Source organism: Sphingobacterium hotanense (assembly GCF_008274825.1).
GTDB lineage: Bacteria > Bacteroidota > Bacteroidia > Sphingobacteriales > Sphingobacteriaceae > Sphingobacterium > Sphingobacterium hotanense.
The window spans coordinates 3,672,356-3,694,581 of sequence record NZ_CP030848.1 but is presented as its reverse complement, the minus strand read 5'-3'; the positions used below and the strand labels follow the sequence as shown (position 1 = coordinate 3,694,581).

Genomic DNA, 22,226 nt, shown 5'->3' with positions numbered 1-22,226 from the left:
TATATATTTTTTATATCGTTTGTCTGAACCAGGAAAGGAAGGATTTTAAGATATACAGGATCCTGCAAATCCTATAATCCTTTTTTTCCTGGTTCAAAGACAACACTTTTTCCTTTATTTCAAGCCAATAATCTATTTCCTGATTCAAAATAGTATTTAGTATCAAGACCCGATCCTGCCAATTCTATAATCCTTTTTTTCCTGGTTCAAGAATATGTGCTGCTATACCAAGCCAGCATAGGTCTAAATACTAACTATTAAATACTAACTACTAATCTTACTCATCCCTCAAACTATTCACTGGATTTGCTATTGCGGCTTTTATCGACTGATAGCTTACCGTAAATATGGCAATCAAAATAGCCGTTATTGCTGTTATCAAAAATATCTCCCAGCTTACCGATATGCGGTAGGCATAAGTGCTCAGGTAGCTGTTCATTGCCCAGTAAGCCAATGGGAATGCGACGATGCAAGCGATGATTACAAGCAGTACAAACTCTTTGGAAAGCATTCGGGTAACTGAAAATACAGATGCACCCAATACTTTGCGGATACCGATTTCTTTCGTTCTGTTCTCTGCCATGAACGCCGAAAGTCCGAATAGTCCCAAACAAGAGATAAAGATGGTTAGCCCGGCGAATAGAGAAGCTAGTTGTCCGGTTTTTTCTGACTCGTTAAACTTCTTCGCATAGTCTTCATCAACGAAGGTGTACTCGAAAGGGTATAGCGGATTGTATTTCTTTAGAATTGCTTCCGTTTTGTCTAGGGCCTCACGCGTATGAATATTCGGTTGGAACTTGATATGTGTGGTCGCTAGATAGCCATGGGCACCCTCGATGATCAGCGGTGCTATAGGATCATATGGCGACTCTTGTATAAAGTCTTTGATCACACCGATGATTTGGTAAGACTGACTGCCGTCCTTGATAATCTGTCCGATAGGATCCGCAAACCCAATTTCCTTTGCCGCAGATTCATTGATTATCGCCGCTGCCGAGTCTGTAGGGAATTTGCTGAGGTCAAAATCACGACCCTTCACTAACTCTAAACCTGTTGTTTCTATCAACTTATCGTCGGCTGCTGTTCTATTAAAGATCACGGTATTGTCTTTGGATTTCCCTGCCCACTCAAAACCGTTGCTGTTGCTCCATCGGAGGGTAATTGGCGACATAGTGCGGGTCACGCTGCTAGCGATACCTTGTTCCAATAACTCCTGTTTAATCGATTTGAAATTCTTCTCAACATCCCCATTTTCATACAAGAAAATCAAACGTTCTTTGTTGTAACCAACCTCACGGTCTTGCGCATGTTGTATTTGCTTGCGGATAGTGATGGTACTGACGATTAATACAATAGCGATAATAAACTGACTCACGACTAAGACCTTTCTTGTGCTAAAGCTATTCACCTTGAATACAAACTTGCCTTTAAGCACACGGATTGGTTTGAACGAGGATAAAAAGAAAGCGGGATAGCTGCCGGCCACTAAACCCGTAAAGATGGTGAATGCCATAAACGCAATCCAAAAAGCAATGCTATCGTATGGCAATGTTAGTGCCCGATCTACTAATTTGGAATAACTCGGAAGCGCGACGATCACAATTAGGAGCGCGGCAAGTCCCGCAAAAATAGCCAGCAAAATGGACTCCGATAGAAACTGTTTGATCAAGGATGATTTTCCCGCACCAACTACTTTTCGGATACCAACTTCCTTCGCTCTTTTTTCGCTCTGCGCTGTACTCAGATTCATAAAGTTGATACAGGCGATAAGCAGGATAAAGCAAGCGATCACAAGAAAAACACGTACCGTATCAATTCTACCACCAGCGACCACACCGTTCTCGTATTTATCATACAAATGCATGTCGGCCAAAGGCTTGATTAGATTGTCAGCGTTTGTTTCGGTGTGTCTTTGTACAAGTCCTTTGATGTTCTTGCTCAGCAATTCAACGTTTGCTCCTTCTTTCAATAAGATGTAGGTCTGCAATGTATTGTTGTTCCACTGTGTATCGCCGGGGTTTTTGCTATCATGATACTTCATCGGAAGCAGATAACTCGTTCTATTGTAGGTGCTATTGGCTGGCAGATCTTTCAATACAGCCGATACAGCGAACTGCTCCTCATTATTTCGTTGAACGAATTTCCCGACAACATCTGTCGAATTGAATAATTTCTTCGCTAATGATTCCGTCAAGACGATACTATTCACATTGGAGAGCGCAGTTTTCGTATCACCAGCGAGAACCTCGAAATCAAAGATGTCAAAAAAGTGCTCATCTGCAAAAATGCCAGTTTCCTTATTCAACTTGTTCTCTCCGACAGAAAGTAAATCATTGCCACCACCTTCAACGCGCACAGCATGCTCGATCTCCGGAAATTCCGTTTCCAGCGTTCTTGCCATCACACGAGGGGTCCAGAACCATACCTGAATCTTATCGCCCCAGATTGCTTTATTCCCGACAACATAGGTCCGGTCGAGATTGCTGTACTGACGATCAAAAGTCACTTCACTCCGAATCCATAATATAATCAGTATCGCGGCCGCCATACCAATAGCTAAACCAATAATATTGATCGCCGTGAATCCCTTATTCTTCTTGAGGTTGCGAAAGGCTATTTTAAACATGTGGTTGTATTTAGTGTTTTTTAGATTTTAGACATTAGATTTTAGAGTAGGACGCCGATTAGGAGCCTTTCTTTCAGACTAGATATTAGACAGTAGATAATAGATATTAGAGTTGTGTCTTGAACCAGGAAAGGAAGGAAAAAAACGATATGCAGGATCCTGTCAATCCTAAAATCCTTCCTTTCAGACTAGATATTAGACAGTAGATAATAGATATTAGAGTTGTGTTTTGAACCAGGAAAGGAAGGAAAAAAACGATAAGGAGGATCCTGTTAATCCTAAAATCCTTCCTTTCCTGGTTCAAGACAAATGTTCCTTTCTTTCTTTCGAGACAACTGCCCATCTATCCTGATTCAAACGCCATTCTAATGTCTAAAATCTTATATCTAATGTCTAACATCTCATATCTTATATCTAATGTCTAACATCTTATATCTAATTTCTAGCATCTCATATCTATAAATTAATTTCTTACATCTTCCAATATCACCTGTCCGTCGAGCATTCTGATTACACGGTCGGCGAACTTGGCGTCGTATTCAGAGTGTGTTACCATGACGATGGTTGTTCCGGCTTCGTTGAGTTCGGTTAGTAATTGCATAACTTCATTACCGTTGCTCGAATCTAAGTTACCTGTGGGCTCGTCGGCTAGGATCAATTTAGGGTTGTTGACTACGGCGCGCGCTACGGCGACACGTTGTTGCTGACCACCAGACAGCTGCTGTGGAAAGTGATTGCGGCGGTGCATGATCTGCACTTTTTCCAACACTTCCTCCACGCGTTTCTTACGTTCGGCAGCAGGCACATTGGTGTAAACAAGCGGAAGTTCCACGTTTTCAAAAACCGTTAGCTCGTCGATTAGGTTAAACGACTGGAAGACAAAGCCGATGTTATGCTTGCGCAAATCCGAACGCTTATTCTCCTTAAATTTTGCTACTTCGATACTGTTGAATAGATAACTGCCCTCGTCTAAATCGTCCAACAGACCAACTATATTTAATAGGGTCGACTTCCCACATCCAGAGGGGCCCATTACGGCAACAAATTCTCCCTCTTTCACATGTATATTAACATCGTTGAGCGCAACAGTCTCCACCTCTTCGGTGCGATAGAATTTCTGTAGGTTGGTTATCTTGATCATATGGTATCTATAATTTCTTTGTTTATCTTTTCATCATTTGCGACCTACTACTTCGGTTAGGGGGTGAAGCAGCAGGCGCAATGACTTCTACTGTTTTATGCTCAATTCTTGAATCTTATCGTAGGTTTCATAGCTTGAAATAACGACTTTATCGCCGGGTTTCAAGCCTCCTAATACCTCATAATATTCCGGGTTCTGACGGCCTAATTGAATATCCGTACGATAAGCTGTATTTCCTGATTTATCTAATTTAAAAATCCAGTTTCCGCCCGTTTGTTGATTAAAGCCTCCCTTTGCGAGTAACACCGCTTTGGTCTTATCGCTCAATGCTAAACGTATTGGCAGGGTCTGTCCGCGACGGATACTCTCCGGTCGTGCTCCGATAAACTCCATGTCTACCAAGAAGCGACCATCTTTCACCTGGGTGTACACTTTTTTAATGCGCAGCTCATAGGACTTGTCGTCAATGCTGAACTGCCCCTTCAAATCAGGAAAGATGCGGTTGATATAGTGCTCATCGATTTCTGCACGCACTTTAAAACCTGTCAATACATCAATCTGTCCTAGACGCTCGCCAGCCGTTTTATTCTGTCCGATCTCGGCGTCAAAGGAAGTCAGTTGCCCATCCACAGGGGCTCTTAATATTAGATCCCCCACTTTTTGGCGCATCAGCTGCAAAGCGCTCTGCGTACGTTTATAGGTTTCGCGGTCCTGATTTAGTTTCTGTGCATTCGAAACCTCATCTTGTCTCACGATCTGATTCGTTAACCCGATACGTTCTTTCTGGTAATTGTACTCATTCAGCGACTTTTGATATTCCTGCGAACCAATCGCCTTTTCCGCCAGCAACTTTTTGTTCAAGGTATAAACGCGCTCCGCTTCCTTCAGCGCTTGTTCCACATCCGCCATTTGATTACGATTGTTGATGGTAGCCTGCTGTGCACTGGTCTGCGCAATTTGAGCCTGTGTCAAGAGGTTCAAAACCTGCGTTTCCTGATTGATAAGGCTCAGCTCCAAATCCGTATTCGAAAGACGCATGATAGGGTCTCCTTTTCTCAAATGCGCCCCATCTTCTACATATTTCTCCTCCACACGACCACCAACCGAAGCATCCAGATAAATACTGCTGATAGGAAGTACGGTTCCATTGATAGGTATAAACTCTTGAAAGGTATCTTCTTTTACTTCAAAGATAGCAATACGCTCCGCTTCTACATTGAGTTTGCTATTGCCGCTCGTGAAATAATAACTCGCGCCGATCAAGCCAACCAAGGCAACCACGCCGCCAACCGTTAAGAGCCGCTTCGTATTCCATGTCTTCTGTTTAATTGGTCTGTCCATTTATTTTATTCTTTACGATAAATGCATAGATAAGGTTGTGCCAAAGTTGTAAACTATTGTAAATCAGTGTTATTTTGTGTTTGGCTACTTGGCTACTGTTCGTTAGCGAACAGTAGATGTTCGCTTATGTCCATGTTAGATGTTAGATATGAGATTTTAGATGTTAGACTTTGGACGAGTGGGAGTGGTGGGGTGAGGGGATTTTTGTCTGAAACTTTGGTTTAGAACGGGAATTTTGTTTTGAACCTTTGGTTTAAACTAGAAAGGAAGGATATTTTGTTTCGAACCAGGAAAGGAAGGATGCAAGGATTGGCAGGATCAGGTATAGCGGCGAAAGATGGTATGGGTTATATACATTTTAGGAGACGTTTAGTGAAACGTCTCTACGTATTGGCGTCCAATTGGCTTCCATATAATTTTGAAATATATAGGCGGTAATCATGACGAACCGCGTAGAGACGTTTCACTAAACGTCTCCAACTTTAACAGATCACTGATCCTGCCCATCCTTGCATCCTTTTTTTCCTGGTTCAGACTAGACACTAGACACTAGATATTAGATATGAGACATTAGACCCGATCCTGCCCATCCTTGCATCCTTCCTTTCCTGGTTCAAGACTAATGTTCCCTTCCTTTCCTGGTTCAAGACAACGGTCTAATATCTAAAATCTGATATCTAATGTCTAATCCCAATTGTCCACTACCGAACACTTTGTTGTTCGTCTCCGAACATCCCTTTCTTTTTCGGTGTTTTAAATCACTGATAATCAATAATTAGTATAATTGGCATAGGCTATGGAATGCCATAGGAAATTGCATACATGAAATACTTAACCATCTATTTATATATCGTAACAATTTGTTGTTGTTTAGTTAGCAATCTTAAGGGGCAAACTCGCACCTTGTCCCTTTCGGATTGCATTCGTATGGCGGTAGCTAATAATCCGACGTTATTACGTTCGGAACTTAATATCGACCGGGCGGATCTTCAGTATAAGCAGGCGCGCTACGATCGGTTGCCGGAGGTGAGCGGCGGATTGGCACATGAGCTTAGTCAAGGTCGAAGTATTGACCCGACGACCAACCAGTATGTAGACCGCTATAACAGCTATGGCAATCAATACCTCAATGCGAATGTCCCGATCTTCAACGGCTTTGCCATCTTACACAATATTCGTCGTCGTGCGAATGCGAAGGAGGCCGGAAAGCTAGAATTTGAAGGTGCTAGAAATGAATTGAAACTGGATGTCATTGAGGCATACCTGAAAGTCTTAACAGCGCAGGATATGCTAACCCAGATTGAGGGGCAGATCGCTGTAACAAAGGAACAATTACATAGACATGAGGTACTGAATAGAGAAGGTGCGGTTGCTCCGGGCGATCTTTACGATATCAAAGGACAGTATAATAGCGATCTGAATTTGTTGGAACAAACGAAGCAATCTTTAAATGATGCGAAGCTGACATTAGCAACGTTTTTGAATATCAATATTGCAGAACTACCCGCATTAGAAAAATTGGAGACAGAGCAAGCGAGCACTGCTTATAGCGCTGATGATCTTTTTCGTTCTTCATTGACGGTGCTACCTGAGTATCGTGCATTGGACTGGCGGATGAAGGAGATGGAGCAGCATATTAAATTGATGAAGTCAGAATATTATCCTTCCTTATCCTTTGGCGCAGGCTTAGGATCCAACTATAGCAAGGATGGGGGAGAGGCTTTCAACCAGATGAAGAATAATCTTCGGAAAAGCCTTTCTTTAAGCCTAACCATTCCCATATTCAATAGATTTGCGACGCGTACGAATGTGCGTTTGGCGCAGGTTGATTTTAACGAGGCAGTGCTGAATAAAAGTATTCGTGAAAACGAACTCCGTATGAACACGGCTAAAGCCGTATTTGACTTGCGAACAGCACAGACGCATGTACAGAACTTGAAGGAGCAGGAACAGAGCTATCAAGAGGCTTTTCGTATCGCCAATGTACATTTTGAAGCGGGTAATAGCAATTCGGTCATTTACTTGACGGCGAAAAACAAATTAGACAATACGCGTAGTCAGTTGGTAATCAAACAATATGAGTGGTTGCTTCAAAAATATATTAACGATTACTATGCAGGGGCATTAAATTTATAATTAACTTAGACCTAGCATGAAGAAAGCAACCGTACTTGTTGTAGATGATGATCAGGATTTATTAACCGCCACCCGTATCCTGTTAAGACCTAAAGTTAAAGAGGTTATTGTTGAACATAACCCAGAGAAATTACTGAATATTCTAGAGAAGCATTCGGTTGATATCCTCTTGTTGGATATGAACTTTAAGAGTGCGATAAACACCGGTAATGAGGGCTTATACTGGTTGGGGAAAGTAAAGGAGAATTTTCCTGCCGTTCAGGTCGTGATGATTACGGCCTATGGTGCGGTTGATTTAGCCGTTAAATCTTTGAAGCAAGGGGCAGCGGACTTTATCGTTAAGCCTTGGCAGAATGAACAGTTGCTGAGTACGCTGCAGGGGTTGATGGACGAGCATAAACCGGCGCAGGCGAATGTGAAGTCGAAGCCAATGGTTTCGGATCAGGGCATTGTAGGCAAGTCGGCAATTATGAACGATCTGTTTTACAAACTCGACAAGGTATCACCTACGGAAGCCAATATTCTTATTCTCGGAGAAAACGGAACAGGGAAAGATTTGATAGCAAACGCTATTCATCAGCGCTCTTTGCGCAATAAAAATCCATTTATTAAAGTCGATGTAGGTTCACTGACCGAAACACTTTTCGAGAGTGAACTATTCGGCTATAAGAAAGGTGCATTTACTGACGCCAGGGAAGATCGAAAAGGCCGTTTTGAGAATGCCGACAGTGGTACTCTTTTTCTGGATGAGGTCGGGAATATCAATCTGCAACAACAGGCGAAGCTATTGAGTGTATTGCAAAACCGCGCTGTCGTTCCTTTGGGTTCTAGCCAGCCCGTTGCAGTGGATATGCGCTTAATTTCCGCAACCAATGTTCCATTGAAGGCATTGGCGGATGAGTCGAGATTCCGAAAGGACTTAATCTACAGAATAAACACCCTAGAAATTCAGGTACCGGCATTGCGTGAGCGAACAGATGATATCCCCCTTTTAGCTAACCATTTTCTTGATTTCTACAACAGGAAATATCATAAGAATATCGCCGGTTTAGAAGCAGACGCGCTACATAAGCTGAAGCAGTATCATTTTCCGGGGAATGTCCGCGAATTACAATACAGCATCGAAAGGGCGGTTATCATGTCTGATCAATCTAGTTTGCGCGCCGAGGATATCCTATTTTCTCCCATTGAGTCTGTTCCTGAAGCGACAAGCTCAAGTACCGACTTTTCTTCCCATAACCTAGAAGAGATGGAACGTAAGGCGATTAAATCAGCAATTGAACGCTATAATGGGAACATCAGCAAGGCAGCGAAGGAATTAGGACTGACGCGAGCAGCCTTGTATAGACGCCTGGAAAAATACAATTTGTAAATATGTCGAGATTAGCGATTGCTGATTTTTTTAAAGTGCTGGCACTCTTGTCGCTTGCTGTTGGAATCGCCTACTTGATTTTCTTAGGCTACTACAGCTATGCGCTTTTGTTATTTCTGATCACTTTTTATCTAGCCTATCGCTTTGTTGCCAGCCATCGGTTTCTAGTGAAACAAATGCTAGAGTTTTCCGAAGCCGTAAAATATAGAGATTTCACGCGCCGTTTTGTGGTAAAGAATAACCAGTCGACCGAGGGCAAATTGTACCAGGCTTTCAACCAGATCAACGAAATTTATAAAAATATAAGCATCGATCAAGCCCTTCAGCATCAGTACCTCAATAAGGTAATCAATATGCTGGATACCGCCATCTTGTTTTTCCATGCCGATACCGGTAAAGTCATCTGGGTAAACGATGCCTTCAAATCGCTTTTTCAGGTTCCTCATCTTGGGAATATTGCAGGCTTACAGCGCAGAAATGCAGATCTGTATGAGAAGACCATGCAGCTGAAGGTAGGGAAGCAGCAAATGGAGACCACCAATTCTGCCTCCGGTAAGATCAAGGTACTCTTGCAATGCTCGGAGTTTGAGACGCAGGACGGACAGTTTCGCATCGTGGTCTATCAAAACATCAACGAAGCAATCGATGAAACGGAAACAAAAGCTTGGCATAAGCTGCTCCGCGTGCTGACCCATGAAATCATGAACTCCATTGGTCCGATCAGCTCCTTGGCAGAAACCCTGCATAGCCGCTTGGAACAATGGGAAGGCGATCAGGATATCGAAGACCTCAAAGTGGGAATATTCACCATTAAACGTCGAAGCGAAGGGCTGTTGCAGTTTGCGAAGAGTTATCGCCTGATTAATAAGGTCGATCAGCCACAAGTGGCGGAGATTCTGCTCGTGCAGCTTTTCGAAAATATTTATCAACTTCTCGAACCAACGCTCCTCCAAAAGAATATCGATGTGGATATCATCATCAAAAATACCCGGATGGTACTCTTGGCAGATATCAACTTAGTCGAGCAGGTCCTCATCAATTTATTGCTTAACGCCATTGAAGCCGTCAAGGATCAAGAAGACCCCTATATCAGCCTATCTGGCATCGAAAGCAACGGCCGAATACAGATCAAAATTCAAGACAACGGCGTCGGCATGTCGCCCGAAATCCAAGAGCAGATCTTTACCCCATTCTTTACCACCAAAAAAACCGGAACAGGCGTCGGACTTACCCTTAGTAAGCAGATTATGCTGATGCACAACGGAAACCTCTTAGTCGACAGCCAAGAAGGCGAGGGGAGTGTTTTTACTTTGCAGTTTTGAGAGTAGATATTAGATATTAGACGTTAGACATAAGAGTAGGGCTGGAATTAGATTTTAGAAATTAGACGTTAGATATTAGAGTAGGTTGTCGATTAGGCGCCTTTTTTGTGTTTGAGTTGTTTGGGAAAGGGGGAAGTTTGTTTTGAACCAAGAAAGGAAGGATTTAAGGATTGGCAGGATCATGTTGAAAGAAAAAAAGGATTTCTGAACCAGGAAAGGAAGGATGAAACGATTTGCAGGATCCTGACCATCCTTGTATCCTTCCTTTCCTGGTTCAGAAAACTCGAAACAGCAAAAGGCGCCTAATGGGCGCCCTGCTCTAATATTTAGCGTCTAATTTCTAAAATCTAATTCCACCCTAGGTCTAAATACTAAATACTAACTACTAAATACTAACATCTCCCTAAAACGCTTCACTTATACTCAAATAAAATCCTGATTGTCTTTTCTCGCCGGGGCGTTGTTCGCCGAAGGCGTAGTCGAAGCGGATGCTGCTATTATGTTCTAAGCTGAAGAAGTAGCGAAGTCCTGCGCCGTAGCTAGGGAGCAAGCGGATGTCGTTTTCCTTGGAGAATGTGCTTCCGGTTCCGAGGAATCCGTTGATTCCGATGCGGGGGTGGAATCTATAGCGTATTTCAGCCTGGGCTGTCGCGTAATTGTTGTCTTTGTATCGGCCGAGGTAATATCCGCGCATGGTCATATCGCCTCCAAGATCACGTAGCACATAGAATGGGACATTATCACCGTAAGTTCCGCGGAATAATCCTTGGGCAGCGATCGTCAGGGTGTTGTTGATGGGGTAAAAACCGCGAACATCGACCTCCACTTGTGAGCCGATGAAGTTGTCTTTGCCAAAGAAGTTGGGAGCATAGCTGTATTTGGCGCGGCCATAGAAACCACGCGTAGTATAAGTGGTATTATTTCTGTTGTCGTATAATGCCGATGCACCGATGGCGAGGTATTGTCCTCCAGATTTTCCGTAAACGGTTGGCTCTTCGAAAATACCGCCAGCTTCCATGTCTTTGAATTTTAAATGCTCGTAGTTTACATTTAATCCGGCGTAGAAGTTTGGAGCGAAGCGTTTCTCGCCGTCAAGTTTGATGCGGTATAGCTTTTGGTCGAGGTAATCCTCATCTGCCTTCCAAGTATCATTGCCGATGCCATAGAAATTGAATGGCCAATCGCGATAGCGAAGTTCGGAGAGGATGTGGTATTCATTTCCTTTGGTCCAGATATCGGAAATTAGCTTAATGTTTTTTTGTTTTTTCGTCGTCAGGGTACCGATTAGGGTTAGGTTGGACGTTCGGCTATTTAGATCTTGTTTATCGATATAGAAGTTATACGTACTTGCAATTCCGTATTCGAAACCTGTTTCTTGAGCATACCCTACTGCCGGGAGCACCATAAAGCTTGCCGATCGCGTGGAATCTTTCTCGGAGGAGACGAATTTTTTGATGATTTTTTTAATGAAGTTTGTACTGTCAGGGCTAGTTTCCTGCGCTGTTGCATTCAGATGCAAACCTAATGTTAAGGCTGCAAGAGGTAGAATTTTGAATAATCTGGTATTAAACATGCGCAAATATAGGGGTTCTATAGAATTGAAAATAAAAATTATTTACTTGCGTATCAGGTAAATGGTTTTTGAAGCGCAAAAAAAAGGATAAATATATTTTGTAATGTGCTTTCAGTAGCTATCTTTGCATCATCAAAACGGGGAAATAACGAACGAAGTTTTGATGAGTTCTTTAAGTGAAAAAAAATGAAAATAAAACTTGCAGAAGTCAAAATAATATCAGATTTTTGCACTCGCTATCTACAGGTAGCCGTTCTTTAAGAAAGTTTTATTAAATTTATATACGCCTCCTTAGCTCAGCTGGTAGAGCAACTGACTTGTAATCAGTAGGTCATTGGTTCGATTCCGATAGGAGGCTCAAACGTAACTTCGGTTACAGGTCTGGAGGGGTTCCAGAGCGGTCAAATGGGACGGACTGTAAATCCGTTGCTTCGGCTTCGAAGGTTCGAATCCTTCTCCCTCCACACACACTCTTTGTTTACGCTTTAGCTGCTTGCAGTTTTCTCAAAGCGTAAACAAAAAAAAGCGGAAGTAGCTCAGTTGGTAGAGCGATAGCCTTCCAAGCTATAGGTCGCGAGTTCGAACCTCGTCTTCCGCTCAATTTATAAAACAAAACAAGTCTCTGTCTTCTTTGATATTTTTATGTAAAGACTAGAGGCTTATAGCTGTAAATAAGGTTTTTGTAAGCCGAAGTAGCTCAGGGGTAGAGCACTTCCTTGGTAAGGAAGAGGTCGTGGGTTCAAATCCCATCTTTGGCTCGACACAAAAGTTTTTTTAACTTTGTAACATAATTAAAAGAAATATTTTATAATTACTAATTCGCATAAACATGGCAAAAGAGAAATTTGACCGTAGTAAACCGCACTTAAATATTGGTACTATTGGTCACGTTGACCACGGTAAAACGACTACAACAGCTGCTATCACTAAAGTATTAGCTGATAAAGGTTTGTCAGAAGTTCGTTCATTTGATTCAATTGACTCAGCTCCTGAAGAAAAAGAGCGTGGTATCACAATCAACACTTCACACGTAGAATACCAAACAGCTAACCGTCACTATGCACACGTTGACTGTCCAGGTCACGCCGATTACGTTAAGAACATGGTAACTGGTGCTGCTCAAATGGACGGTGCTATCATCGTTGTTGCTGCTACAGATGGTCCTATGCCTCAAACTCGCGAGCACATCCTTTTAGCTCGTCAGGTAGGTGTTCCTGCGTTAGTAGTATTCTTGAACAAAGTTGACTTAGTTGATGACACTGAGTTATTAGACTTAGTTGAGATGGAAGTTCGTGAATTATTATCATTCTACGAATTCCCAGGTGATGATATTCCAGTAATCAAAGGTTCTGCATTAGGTGCATTGAACGGTGAAGAGAAATGGGTTGATTCAATCATGGAACTAATGGACGCTGTAGATAACTACATTCCAATTCCTCCACGTTTGACAGACTTACCTTTCTTAATGCCTATCGAAGACGTATTCTCGATCACAGGTCGTGGTACAGTTGCAACTGGTCGTATCGAAAGAGGTGTAATCAACTCTGGTGATCCAGTTGAGATCTTAGGTATGGGTGCTGAGAACTTGAAATCTACAGTAACAGGTGTTGAGATGTTCCGTAAAATCTTAGATTACGGTGAAGCTGGTGATAACGTAGGTTTATTGTTACGTGGTATTGAGAAAACTGATATCCGTCGTGGTATGGTTATCTGTAAACCAGGTTCAGTAACTCCTCACACAGATTTCAAAGCTGAGGTTTACGTATTATCAAAAGCTGAAGGTGGTCGTCACACTCCATTCTTCAACAAATACCGTCCTCAATTCTATTTCCGTACAACAGACGTAACTGGAGAAATCACTCTAGAAGCAGGTACTGAGATGGTTATGCCAGGTGATAACGTAACAATCACTGTTAAGTTGATCAACGCTATCGCTATGGAAAAAGGTCTACGTTTCGCTATCCGTGAGGGTGGTCGTACAGTAGGTGCTGGTCAGGTAACTGAAATCTTAGCGTAATCTCGAAAGAGATTATCTCTAAAACATAGAAATTAAGCTAACCGATGCAAGTCGGTTAGCTTATTTTTTCAAAACCATCTGATTTCTAGATGGTCAGAGGATGAACTTTTTCTTTATTGTATTTCAATAGATTCGGTTTGGTTCTTTGTATCAAAAGAAGGTTGTTTTTTTTGATAATAAATTGAAATAATATTTGTTGTAATGGGGTTGAAAACCTATATTTGCAACGTTAAATAAAAAGCTACACGGGCATAGTTCAAAGGTAGAATAGAGGTCTCCAAAACCTTCGATCTGGGTTCGAATCCTAGTGCCCGTGCAATTAACTTAGAAAAATTATAAATGGCAAAAGTACTTGATTTTATTAAAGACTCTTATACAGAGATTACTGAAAAAGTGACTTGGCCTACTTGGTCTCAATTGCAAAGTCACGCTGTAGTCGTGCTTGTTGCGTCCTTAATTATTGCGATCGTTATCCTAATTATGGACAAGGCTTCAAGTAACGTTATGGAGTTGTTGTACGGTACGGGAGCTTAATTTTCTAATCCAATATTAGTATGGCAGATCAAAGTTTAAAATGGTACGTGGTACGTGCTGTAAGCGGGAAAGAGAAGAAAGTAAAACAATATCTTGAGGCAGAAATCAATCGCTTAGGCATTCAACACCTTGTTACGCAAGTATTAATCCCTATGGAGAAATACTACCAGATGCGTGATGGTAAAAAGGTGGCTAAAGAACGTAACTATTACCCTGGATACGTTTTGATCGAAGCAGCATTGGATGGTGAGATTGAACACGCAATCAAAAATGTAAATAGCGTAATTGGTTTCTTAGGTGATAAAGCCGGAAATGCAATTCCTTTACGTCCGTCAGAAGTTAACCGTATCTTAGGTAAGGTTGATGAAATGGCTGAGCAAGGTGAAAGTATCAATGTTCCTTACTATGTAGGTGAAACTGTAAAAGTAAGTGACGGTCCTTTCAACGGATTTACAGGTGAAATTGAAGAGGTACATGAAGATAAGAAGAAGTTAACTGTAATGGTTAAAGTATTCGGTCGTAAGACTCCTCTTGAATTGAACTACATGCAAGTAGAAAAAGAATAATCTAGTAGTTAGTACTTAGTATTTAGTATAAAGACCTTAGGCGTTGCAATTGCAGCGCCTTTTTTGTGTTGCATATCGGGGGATAGGAGGAGATTTGTTGATCTTGTGTTGAACAAAAACGTTACTTGCTGTTATTTGCTGGGAATTATTTATTGCATATCTTACTGTATAATTTTCAACCTAACCACTATGCAAATTTACCGCACCATTCTAGTCACATTCTTTGTCTGCGCTTCTTTGTTGTTGCACGCACAACAAAAACCTTTTATTATTTCATATGTCACCGCTGGGACAAAGGCATTGCCGGACCCGAACTTGATCACGCATATTAATTATGCGTTTGGTCAGGTGAATAAGACGTTCAATGGAGTCGTAATTTCTAATGAATCTCGTTTGCGCGAGGTTGTCGCCATGAAGAAGAAGAGTCCACATTTGAAAGTATTACTTTCTATTGGCGGATGGGGGAGCGGTCGCTTCAGCGAGATGGCCGCAACGGCCGAAAACAGGGAAGCTTTTGCCAAGGACTGCCAACGTATCGTACAGGCTTTTGATTTGGATGGTATTGATTTGGACTGGGAATATCCGAGCAGCAGCGAATCGGGAATTTCCTCTTCGCCGGATGATGTCGATAATTTCACACAACTTATGAGGGATATCAGAAAGACGATTGGAAAAAAGAAACTGTTGACACTTGCTACGATTGCTGATGCCAAGTATATAGATTTTAAGGGGATCGATCCTTACATTGACTTTGTGAATGTGATGATGTATGATGTGACTTTGCCGCCATTTCTACATAATAGCTTGTATAGATCGGAGCGATCTGGCCGGGTAACCTTGGTTGAAGCCATGGAAGCTCACATGAATGCTGGAGTGAAGAAAGAGAAATTGGTCATGGGTATTCCGTTTTATGGTCGAGGCGATAAAAAGGAAACGCCGGATTATGTCATGTTTAAGGACTATGCTAAGTTAGCGGGTTTTGAGGAAAAATGGGATGATGTGGCGAAGGTTCCTTATTTGTTGAATGAGGATGGTACTTTGGTTTTTACATTTGAGAACGTGGAATCCTTGAAATTAAAAGCTGCCTATATTAAATCGCAAGGTTTATTGGGAGCGATGTATTGGGAGTTTTATGGTGATGACGAGCAGTTGTCGATGAGTAAGGCGCTTTTTGAATCTTTAAATTAATGTTATATTTGCCAGGAATTAAATCGGGAGATATTCATTGTTTTATTTAATCGTAGTATACTCAAGTCTAGGTCTAACTACTAACTAGTAAGTACTAACTACTAAATACTCACTTCTAAGTACTTATTCAGATAAAAAGTAAAAATTCTTTTAGTTTCTCGGAATTTATATATATCTTTGCACCTCGTTTGTATGCAAAACTCCGTTTTGTTGCGGCGAGAAAAAGTAAATGTTACGTTATTGCTTCCAACTTACTAACAAACATTTAACAAATTAAATAACAAAACAAAATGGCAAAAGAAGTCAGTGCGTTAGTAAAATTACAAGTGAAGGGCGGTGCTGCGAATCCATCTCCTCCAGTAGGACCTGCATTAGGTGCTAAAGGTGTGAACATCATGGATTTCTGTAAGCAATTTAACGCTCGTACGCAAGATAAACCAGGTCAAGTATTACCTGTTGTTATCACTGTATATGCCGACAAATCTTTTGATTTTATCATCAAAACTCCTCCAGTTGCAGTTCAATTAAAAGATGCTGCTAAGCTAAAAAGTGGATCTGGAGAGCCAAACCGTAAGAAGGTAGCTTCAATTACTTGGGATCAAGTAAAGACTATCGCGGAAGATAAAATGCCAGATTTGAATGCATTTACAGTAGAATCTGCTATGAAAATGGTAGCAGGTACTGCGCGTAGTATGGGTATCACTGTATCCGGTGATGCTCCTTGGAAAAATTAATTAACGAAATCAGTTTAAGAAAGTGGCTAGATTAACAAAAAATCAAAAAGCGGCACTATCCAAAATTGAAGCTGGTAAAGCGTACTCTTTGAAAGAAGCTGCGGCTTTAGTAAAAGAGATTACAACAGCCAAATTTGATGCTTCAGTGGATATCGACGTTCGTTTGGGCGTAGATCCTCGTAAAGCAAATCAAATGGTTCGTGGTATTGCAACATTACCTCACGGAACTGGTAAAACTGTTCGCGTTTTAGTATTGTGTACTCCTGATAAGGAAGAAGAAGCTAAAGCAGCAGGTGCCGATTTCGTAGGTCTTGACGACTACATCAGCAAAATCGAAGGTGGTTGGACTGACGTTGACATCATCATCACTATGCCTAGTGTTATGGCGAAAGTAGGTAAATTGGGTCGTATTTTAGGTCCAAGAAACTTAATGCCTAACCCTAAAACTGGTACAGTTACTACTGAGGTAGGTAAAGCTGTAACAGAGGTTAAAGGTGGTAAGATCGATTTCAAAGTTGATAAAACCGGTATCATCCATACTTCAGTTGGTAAAGTGTCTTTCGACGCAGACAAGATTTATGACAACGCATTAGAGGTATTACAAACTATCTCTCGTTTGAAACCGTCTGCAGCAAAAGGAACGTACTTCAAGAGTATTCACATCTCTTCAACCATGAGTCCTGGTATTCATGTGGAGACTAAATCAGTAGCGGGAATTTAATCATGAGAAAAGAACTAAAACAAGACATTGTTCAAGCTTTAGCAGAGCAGATTAAATCCTACGGTAATTTCTACATTACTGATACTGCTGATTTAACTGTTGAAAAAGTGAACAACATTCGTCGCAAATGTTTCGAGCAAGGCATCGAGATCCAAGTGGTTAAGAACACTTTGATTAAGAAAGCTTTATTAGAAGCAGGTGTTGATTCAGAAGAACTTTTCGGCGTGTTAAAGGGTGCATCTACGATGATGTTCTCAGAGACCGGAAATGCTCCAGCGAAATTAATTAAGCAATTACGTAAAGAAGGTGACAAACCTGTATTGAAAGCAGCTTACATTCAAGAAACTGCATTCGTAGGTGACAACCAACTTGAAGCATTAGTAACTCTTAAATCTAAAGAAGAACTTATCGCAGACGTTATCGCTTTATTACAATCTCCTGCGAAGAATGTTATCTCTGCTCTTCAATCGGGTGGAAATACAATTTCAGGCTTAGTAAAAGCATTAGAAGAAAGAGGCTAACGAACCCTCGACTAAATTATCGTTCGTTACAATTTAATTAACAATATTTTTTAAAGAACATTCAAAAATTCAAAATAAAATGGCAGATTTAAAACAACTTGCTGAACAGTTAGTGAACTTAACAGTAAAAGAAGTTAAAGAATTAGCTGACATCTTAAAAGATGAGTACGGTATCGAGCCTGCTGCTGCTGCTGTAGCTGTTGCTGCTGCACCTGCTGGTGACGGCGCTGCTGCTGCTGAAGAAAAAACTTCTTTCGACGTAATCTTGAAAGAAGCTGGTGGTCAGAAATTAGCAGTAGTTAAATTAGTTAAAGACTTAGCTGGTTTAGGTTTGAAAGAAGCTAAAGATTTAGTTGACGGAGCACCTAAAGAATTAAAAGCTGGTGTTTCTAAAGACGAAGCTGAAGCTTTGAAAAAACAATTAGAAGAAGCTGGAGCTGTTGTTGAGATTAAATAATCTCGCATAACGCACCAAAAACTTAGACTCTGATAGGTATAATCTATCAGAGTCTATTCCTGTTTATAACAAATACCACGGATCACACGCCTGTTGAGGTGTGATCGGAAGAAGAAATCAACAGACGTTAGCTCAGTTTTTTTAAACTAAATTCTTATTCCCTTGGCAAACAATAATATGCAAAAAGAAAGAGTAAATTTTGCGACAAGTAAGAAGGTAATTGATTACCCAGATTTCTTGGATGTGCAATTGGAGTCTTTCAAGGAGTTTTTTCAACTAGAAACTACTTCTGACAACCGCCATCAGGAGGGGCTTTATCAGGTTTTCGCCGAAAACTTCCCTATTTCTGATTCAAGAAACATCTTTGTGCTAGAGTTTTTGGATTATTTCATTGATCCGCCGCGTTACGATATCCAAGAGTGTATAGAGCGTGGTTTGACTTATAGCGTACCTTTGAAGGCTAAATTGAAGTTGTCTTGTAATGATGAGGAACACGAAGATTTCGAAACCATAGTACAAGACGTGTACTTAGGAACAATTCCATACATGACTCCAAAAGGTACTTTCGTGATCAATGGAGCAGAGCGTGTAATCGTTTCTCAGCTACACCGTTCACCTGGTGTGTTCTTCGGTCAAAGTAGACATACAAACGGTACTAAACTTTATTCTGCTAGGGTTATTCCTTTTAAAGGATCTTGGATCGAGTTTGCAACAGACGTAAATAACGTGATGTATGCTTATATCGACCGTAAGAAAAAATTCCCGGTTACTACGTTATTACGTGCTATCGGATTTGATTCAGATAAAGATATCTTAGAATTGTTCGACCTTTCTGACGAAGTTAAAGTTAGCAAGTCGGGCTTGAAAAAATACGTTGGTCGTCGTTTAGCGGCTAGGGTATTAAATAAATGGACAGAGGATTTCGTAGATGAGGATACTGGTGAAGTAGTATCTATCGATCGTAACGAGATCATCTTTGAACGTGAAACAGTTTTAGAAGAAGACCACATTGACTTAATCATTGAAGCAGGTGTTAAATCTATTATCCTTGCTAAAGAAGATGAGTCTAACAATGCGGACTATTCAATTATATACAATACTTTACAAAAGGATACTTCTAACTCTGAGAAAGAAGCGGTGGAGCACATCTATCGTCAATTACGTAACGCTGAACCACCTGATGAGGAAACTGCACGTGGTATCATCGATCGTTTATTCTTCTCAGACAAGCGTTATGATTTAGGTGATGTGGGTAGATACCGTATCAACCGTAAATTGAAACTTGGTACTGATTCAGATACGAAAGTTTTAACGCGCGAAGATATTATCGCTATCGTGAAGTACTTGATCAATTTAATCAACTCTAAAGCAGAGGTGGATGATATCGACCACTTGTCAAACCGTCGTGTTCGTACTGTTGGTGAACAATTGTACGCTCAGTTTGGTGTTGGTTTGGCTCGTATGGCACGTACTATCCGCGAGCGCATGAACATTCGTGATAACGAGGTGTTCACTCCAACAGATTTGATCAATGCTCGTACATTATCATCTGTTATCAACTCGTTCTTCGGAACAAACCAGTTGTCACAGTTTATGGACCAGACAAACCCATTGGCGGAGATTACGCACAAGCGTCGTCTTTCAGCTTTAGGTCCTGGTGGTCTTTCTCGTGAGCGTGCTGGTTTCGAGGTTCGTGACGTTCACTACACGCATTACGGTCGTTTGTGTACTATCGAAACTCCTGAGGGACCAAACATCGGTTTGATTTCTTCATTATCTGTTCACGCGAAGATCAACAACTTAGGTTTCATCGAAACACCTTATCGTCAAGTTAAAGATGGTAAAGTAGTCGTTGACCAACCGGTTGTTTACTTGTCGGCAGAGGACGAAGACGGTAAAACGATCGCACAAGCGAATGCGCTTTATGATGATAAAGGTAATTTCTTAGATCCTAAGGTTAAAGCTAGATACGAGGGTGACTTCCCGATTATCGAGCCTGAGAAATTAGACTATATGGACGTTGCTCCTAACCAGATTACATCAATTGCGGCTTCATTGATTCCTTTCTTGGAGCATGATGATGCCAACCGTGCGTTGATGGGATCGAACATGCAACGTCAAGCTGTGCCATTGTTGCGTCCGCAAGCACCTGTTGTAGGTACTGGTTTGGAAGCACGTGTTGCCAGCGACTCGCGTACATTAATTAATGCCGAAGGTTCGGGTACTGTAGAGTATGTAGATGCACAAGAAATCCACATCCGCTACGACCGTAACGAGAATGAGCGTTTAGTTTCATTTGACGACGACATTAAAGTGTACAAATTAACGAAGTTCAAAAAGACCAACCAGAATACTTGTATCAACTTGAAGCCTATCGTAAGAAAAGGTCAAAAAGTACAAAAAGGTGAAGTATTGTGTGAGGGTTATGCAACTGAAGATGGAGAATTAGCATTAGGCCGTAACTTAAAAGTAGCATTCATGCCTTGGCAAGGATACAACTTTGAGGATGCGATCGTAATTTCTGAGCGTGTTGTATCACAAGACTTGTTTACCTCATTACATATTGAGGAATTCGAGTTAGAGGTTCGTGATACAAAACGTGGTGAAGAGGAATTAACTGCAGATATCCCTAACGTTTCTGAGGAAGCGACTAAAGACCTTGACGAAAACGGTATTATCCGTATCGGTGCTGAGGTTGGCGAAGGTGATATCTTGATCGGTAAGATTACTCCAAAAGGAGAGTCTGATCCTTCACCAGAAGAGAAGTTATTACGTGCTATCTTCGGTGATAAAGCAGGTGATGTTAAAGATGCGTCTTTAAAAACTCCTCCTTCAATCAAAGGTGTAGTTATTGATACAAAATTATTCTCTCGTGCGAAGAAAATGTCCAAAGAAGTTGAGCGTAAAGCTTTAGAGAAATTGGAAACAGCACATGAGAAGAACCTTAGAGGTCTTAAAGAGCGCTTAGTTGACAAATTGTTCAACATCGTTAACGGAAAGACTAGTCAAGGTGTTTACAATATCTACAAAGAGTTATTCGTAGCTAAGGGTGCAAAATTCACGCAGAAGATTCTTACAGATATCGACTATAACAACGTAAATCCAACTGGATGGACGACTGACGAAGATAAGAACGAATTGATCAAGTATGCATTACATAACTACAGCATTAAAGTTAATGAGGAGTTAGGTGCATTCAAACGTGAGAAATTTGCTATCTCTGTGGGTGATGAGCTTCCATCAGGAATTGTTCAAATGGCTAAAGTTTACGTGGCGAAGAAACGTAAATTGAAAGTTGGTGACAAGATGGCGGGTCGTCACGGTAACAAAGGTATCGTGGCACGTATCGTACGTGATGAAGATATGCCATTCTTAGAAGATGGAACTCCTGTTGATATCGTGTTAAACCCACTTGGTGTACCTTCGCGTATGAACCTTGGACAGATCTATGAAACTGTTTTAGGATGGGCAGGTCAGAAATTAGGTGTGAAATTTGCTACTCCAATCTTCGACGGTGCAGAGATGGATCAAGTGGAAGAATGGGTAGAAAAAGCAGCATTGCCTAAGTCTGGACGTACTTACCTATACAATGGTTTGACAGGTGAGCGTTTCGACCAACCTACTACTGTAGGTGTGATCTATATGTTGAAATTAGGTCACATGGTTGATGATAAAATGCACGCACGTTCTATCGGTCCTTACTCGTTGATTACTCAACAGCCATTAGGTGGTAAGGCACAGTTCGGTGGTCAGCGTTTTGGTGAGATGGAGGTTTGGGCGTTAGAGGCATTCGGTGCTTCCAACATCCTACAAGAGATCTTGACCGTGAAATCGGATGACGTTGTCGGACGTGCTAAAACTTACGAAGCGATCGTTAAAGGTAATAACTTACCAACTCCATCCGTACCAGAATCGTTCAACGTATTGGTACATGAGTTACGCGGCTTAGGTTTAGATATCACATTGGATTAATCAAG

The 22,226-nt window shown here is 41.3% G+C and carries 16 protein-coding genes and 5 tRNA genes; 17 read left to right on the top strand and 4 right to left on the bottom strand.

The features are described 5' to 3' along the window. Positions 1 to 277 precede the first annotated feature (277 nt). From DSM08_RS15560 to DSM08_RS15550, 3 genes are all read right to left on the bottom strand, one after another. Positions 278 to 2,626, bottom strand: a complete 2,349-nt coding sequence (locus DSM08_RS15560; protein WP_149527006.1) for an ABC transporter permease — start codon at positions 2,624 to 2,626, stop codon at positions 278 to 280. Between the two features lie 463 nt (positions 2,627 to 3,089). Next, positions 3,090 to 3,767 (bottom strand): ABC transporter ATP-binding protein, encoded by a 678-nt coding sequence (locus DSM08_RS15555; RefSeq protein ID WP_149527005.1) that lies wholly within the window; start codon positions 3,765 to 3,767, stop codon positions 3,090 to 3,092. A gap of 87 nt (positions 3,768 to 3,854) precedes the next feature. Then, the gene (locus DSM08_RS15550; protein ID WP_149527004.1) at positions 3,855 to 5,108 is read right to left on the bottom strand and encodes an efflux RND transporter periplasmic adaptor subunit; all 1,254 of its coding nucleotides are present in this window, start codon (positions 5,106 to 5,108) and stop codon (positions 3,855 to 3,857) included. Between the two features lie 822 nt (positions 5,109 to 5,930). On the opposite strand from DSM08_RS15550, the gene DSM08_RS15545 reads away from it, so the two are divergent. From DSM08_RS15545 to DSM08_RS15535, 3 genes are read left to right on the top strand one after another with little or no spacing between them, the layout of a single operon-like run. After that, on the top strand, positions 5,931 to 7,244 hold the full coding sequence (locus DSM08_RS15545) for a TolC family protein (RefSeq protein ID WP_149527003.1): 1,314 nt from the start codon (positions 5,931 to 5,933) through the stop codon (positions 7,242 to 7,244). 16 nt (positions 7,245 to 7,260) lie between these two features. Then, positions 7,261 to 8,616 carry a sigma-54-dependent transcriptional regulator gene (locus tag DSM08_RS15540; protein ID WP_149527002.1) on the top strand — a complete coding sequence of 452 codons (1,356 nt, stop codon included), beginning with the start codon at positions 7,261 to 7,263 and terminating at the stop codon, positions 8,614 to 8,616. Between the two features lie 2 nt (positions 8,617 to 8,618). Further along, complete coding sequence (locus DSM08_RS15535; RefSeq protein ID WP_149527001.1) at positions 8,619 to 9,938, top strand: sensor histidine kinase; 1,320 nt, start codon at positions 8,619 to 8,621, stop codon at positions 9,936 to 9,938. Positions 9,939 to 10,341: 403 nt separating this feature from the next. Here the strand turns inward: DSM08_RS15535 and DSM08_RS15530 are convergent, their stop codons facing one another. Continuing rightward, complete coding sequence (locus DSM08_RS15530) at positions 10,342 to 11,511, bottom strand: BamA/TamA family outer membrane protein (RefSeq protein WP_149527000.1); 1,170 nt, start codon at positions 11,509 to 11,511, stop codon at positions 10,342 to 10,344. Between the two features lie 285 nt (positions 11,512 to 11,796). Between DSM08_RS15530 and DSM08_RS15525 the strand changes: the two genes are divergently transcribed. The 14 genes from DSM08_RS15525 (at position 11,797) to rpoB (ending at position 22,221) form a co-directional block, all read left to right on the top strand. After that, positions 11,797 to 11,869, top strand: a tRNA-Thr gene (locus tag DSM08_RS15525). 25 nt (positions 11,870 to 11,894) lie between these two features. After that, a tRNA-Tyr gene (locus DSM08_RS15520) sits at positions 11,895 to 11,975 on the top strand. Positions 11,976 to 12,036: 61 nt separating this feature from the next. Further along, positions 12,037 to 12,109, top strand: a tRNA-Gly gene (locus DSM08_RS15515). A gap of 88 nt (positions 12,110 to 12,197) precedes the next feature. Then, positions 12,198 to 12,269: transfer RNA gene (locus tag DSM08_RS15510), tRNA-Thr, on the top strand. A 71-nt stretch (positions 12,270 to 12,340) separates the two neighbouring features. Continuing rightward, positions 12,341 to 13,528, top strand: a complete 1,188-nt coding sequence (tuf, locus tag DSM08_RS15505) for an elongation factor Tu (protein ID WP_149526999.1) — start codon at positions 12,341 to 12,343, stop codon at positions 13,526 to 13,528. Positions 13,529 to 13,773: 245 nt separating this feature from the next. Further along, a tRNA-Trp gene (locus DSM08_RS15500) sits at positions 13,774 to 13,844 on the top strand. 23 nt (positions 13,845 to 13,867) lie between these two features. Then, on the top strand, positions 13,868 to 14,062 hold the full coding sequence (gene secE, locus DSM08_RS15495) for a preprotein translocase subunit SecE (RefSeq protein WP_149526998.1): 195 nt from the start codon (positions 13,868 to 13,870) through the stop codon (positions 14,060 to 14,062). Between the two features lie 20 nt (positions 14,063 to 14,082). Next, positions 14,083 to 14,628 carry a transcription termination/antitermination protein NusG gene (gene nusG / locus DSM08_RS15490; RefSeq protein WP_149526997.1) on the top strand — a complete coding sequence of 182 codons (546 nt, stop codon included), beginning with the start codon at positions 14,083 to 14,085 and terminating at the stop codon, positions 14,626 to 14,628. Positions 14,629 to 14,817: 189 nt separating this feature from the next. After that, the gene (locus DSM08_RS15485) at positions 14,818 to 15,816 is read left to right on the top strand and encodes a glycoside hydrolase family 18 protein (protein ID WP_149526996.1); all 999 of its coding nucleotides are present in this window, start codon (positions 14,818 to 14,820) and stop codon (positions 15,814 to 15,816) included. 290 nt (positions 15,817 to 16,106) lie between these two features. After that, entirely contained in the window at positions 16,107 to 16,550 is a 444-nt protein-coding gene (gene rplK / locus DSM08_RS15480) for a 50S ribosomal protein L11 (protein ID WP_149526995.1), read from the top strand. 22 nt (positions 16,551 to 16,572) lie between these two features. Then, positions 16,573 to 17,271 carry a 50S ribosomal protein L1 gene (rplA, locus tag DSM08_RS15475; RefSeq protein WP_149526994.1) on the top strand — a complete coding sequence of 233 codons (699 nt, stop codon included), beginning with the start codon at positions 16,573 to 16,575 and terminating at the stop codon, positions 17,269 to 17,271. A gap of 2 nt (positions 17,272 to 17,273) precedes the next feature. Beyond that, the gene (gene rplJ, locus DSM08_RS15470; RefSeq protein ID WP_149526993.1) at positions 17,274 to 17,792 is read left to right on the top strand and encodes a 50S ribosomal protein L10; all 519 of its coding nucleotides are present in this window, start codon (positions 17,274 to 17,276) and stop codon (positions 17,790 to 17,792) included. A gap of 79 nt (positions 17,793 to 17,871) precedes the next feature. After that, positions 17,872 to 18,249 (top strand): 50S ribosomal protein L7/L12, encoded by a 378-nt coding sequence (gene rplL, locus DSM08_RS15465; RefSeq protein WP_099365876.1) that lies wholly within the window; start codon positions 17,872 to 17,874, stop codon positions 18,247 to 18,249. Between the two features lie 177 nt (positions 18,250 to 18,426). Beyond that, the gene (rpoB, locus tag DSM08_RS15460; RefSeq protein ID WP_149526992.1) at positions 18,427 to 22,221 is read left to right on the top strand and encodes a DNA-directed RNA polymerase subunit beta; all 3,795 of its coding nucleotides are present in this window, start codon (positions 18,427 to 18,429) and stop codon (positions 22,219 to 22,221) included. The last annotated feature ends 5 nt before the right edge of the window (positions 22,222 to 22,226 follow it).

What these genes read in the sequence shown, in the direction of transcription:
- DSM08_RS15530 (WP_149527000.1), bottom strand. Translation starts at nt 11,511, where the DNA reads ATGTTTAATACCAGATTATTCAAAATTCTACCTCTTGCAGCCTTAACA.
- secE (WP_149526998.1), top strand. Translation starts at nt 13,868, where the DNA reads ATGGCAAAAGTACTTGATTTTATTAAAGACTCTTATACAGAGATTACT.
- DSM08_RS15560 (WP_149527006.1), bottom strand. Translation starts at nt 2,626, where the DNA reads ATGTTTAAAATAGCCTTTCGCAACCTCAAGAAGAATAAGGGATTCACG.
- DSM08_RS15485 (WP_149526996.1), top strand. Translation starts at nt 14,818, where the DNA reads ATGCAAATTTACCGCACCATTCTAGTCACATTCTTTGTCTGCGCTTCT.
- tuf (WP_149526999.1), top strand. Translation starts at nt 12,341, where the DNA reads ATGGCAAAAGAGAAATTTGACCGTAGTAAACCGCACTTAAATATTGGT.
- DSM08_RS15550 (WP_149527004.1), bottom strand. Translation starts at nt 5,108, where the DNA reads ATGGACAGACCAATTAAACAGAAGACATGGAATACGAAGCGGCTCTTA.
- rpoB (WP_149526992.1), top strand. Translation starts at nt 18,427, where the DNA reads ATGCAAAAAGAAAGAGTAAATTTTGCGACAAGTAAGAAGGTAATTGAT.
- DSM08_RS15540 (WP_149527002.1), top strand. Translation starts at nt 7,261, where the DNA reads ATGAAGAAAGCAACCGTACTTGTTGTAGATGATGATCAGGATTTATTA.
- rplK (WP_149526995.1), top strand. Translation starts at nt 16,107, where the DNA reads ATGGCAAAAGAAGTCAGTGCGTTAGTAAAATTACAAGTGAAGGGCGGT.
- nusG (WP_149526997.1), top strand. Translation starts at nt 14,083, where the DNA reads ATGGCAGATCAAAGTTTAAAATGGTACGTGGTACGTGCTGTAAGCGGG.
- DSM08_RS15555 (WP_149527005.1), bottom strand. Translation starts at nt 3,767, where the DNA reads ATGATCAAGATAACCAACCTACAGAAATTCTATCGCACCGAAGAGGTG.
- rplJ (WP_149526993.1), top strand. Translation starts at nt 17,274, where the DNA reads ATGAGAAAAGAACTAAAACAAGACATTGTTCAAGCTTTAGCAGAGCAG.
- rplL (WP_099365876.1), top strand. Translation starts at nt 17,872, where the DNA reads ATGGCAGATTTAAAACAACTTGCTGAACAGTTAGTGAACTTAACAGTA.
- DSM08_RS15545 (WP_149527003.1), top strand. Translation starts at nt 5,931, where the DNA reads ATGAAATACTTAACCATCTATTTATATATCGTAACAATTTGTTGTTGT.
- DSM08_RS15535 (WP_149527001.1), top strand. Translation starts at nt 8,619, where the DNA reads ATGTCGAGATTAGCGATTGCTGATTTTTTTAAAGTGCTGGCACTCTTG.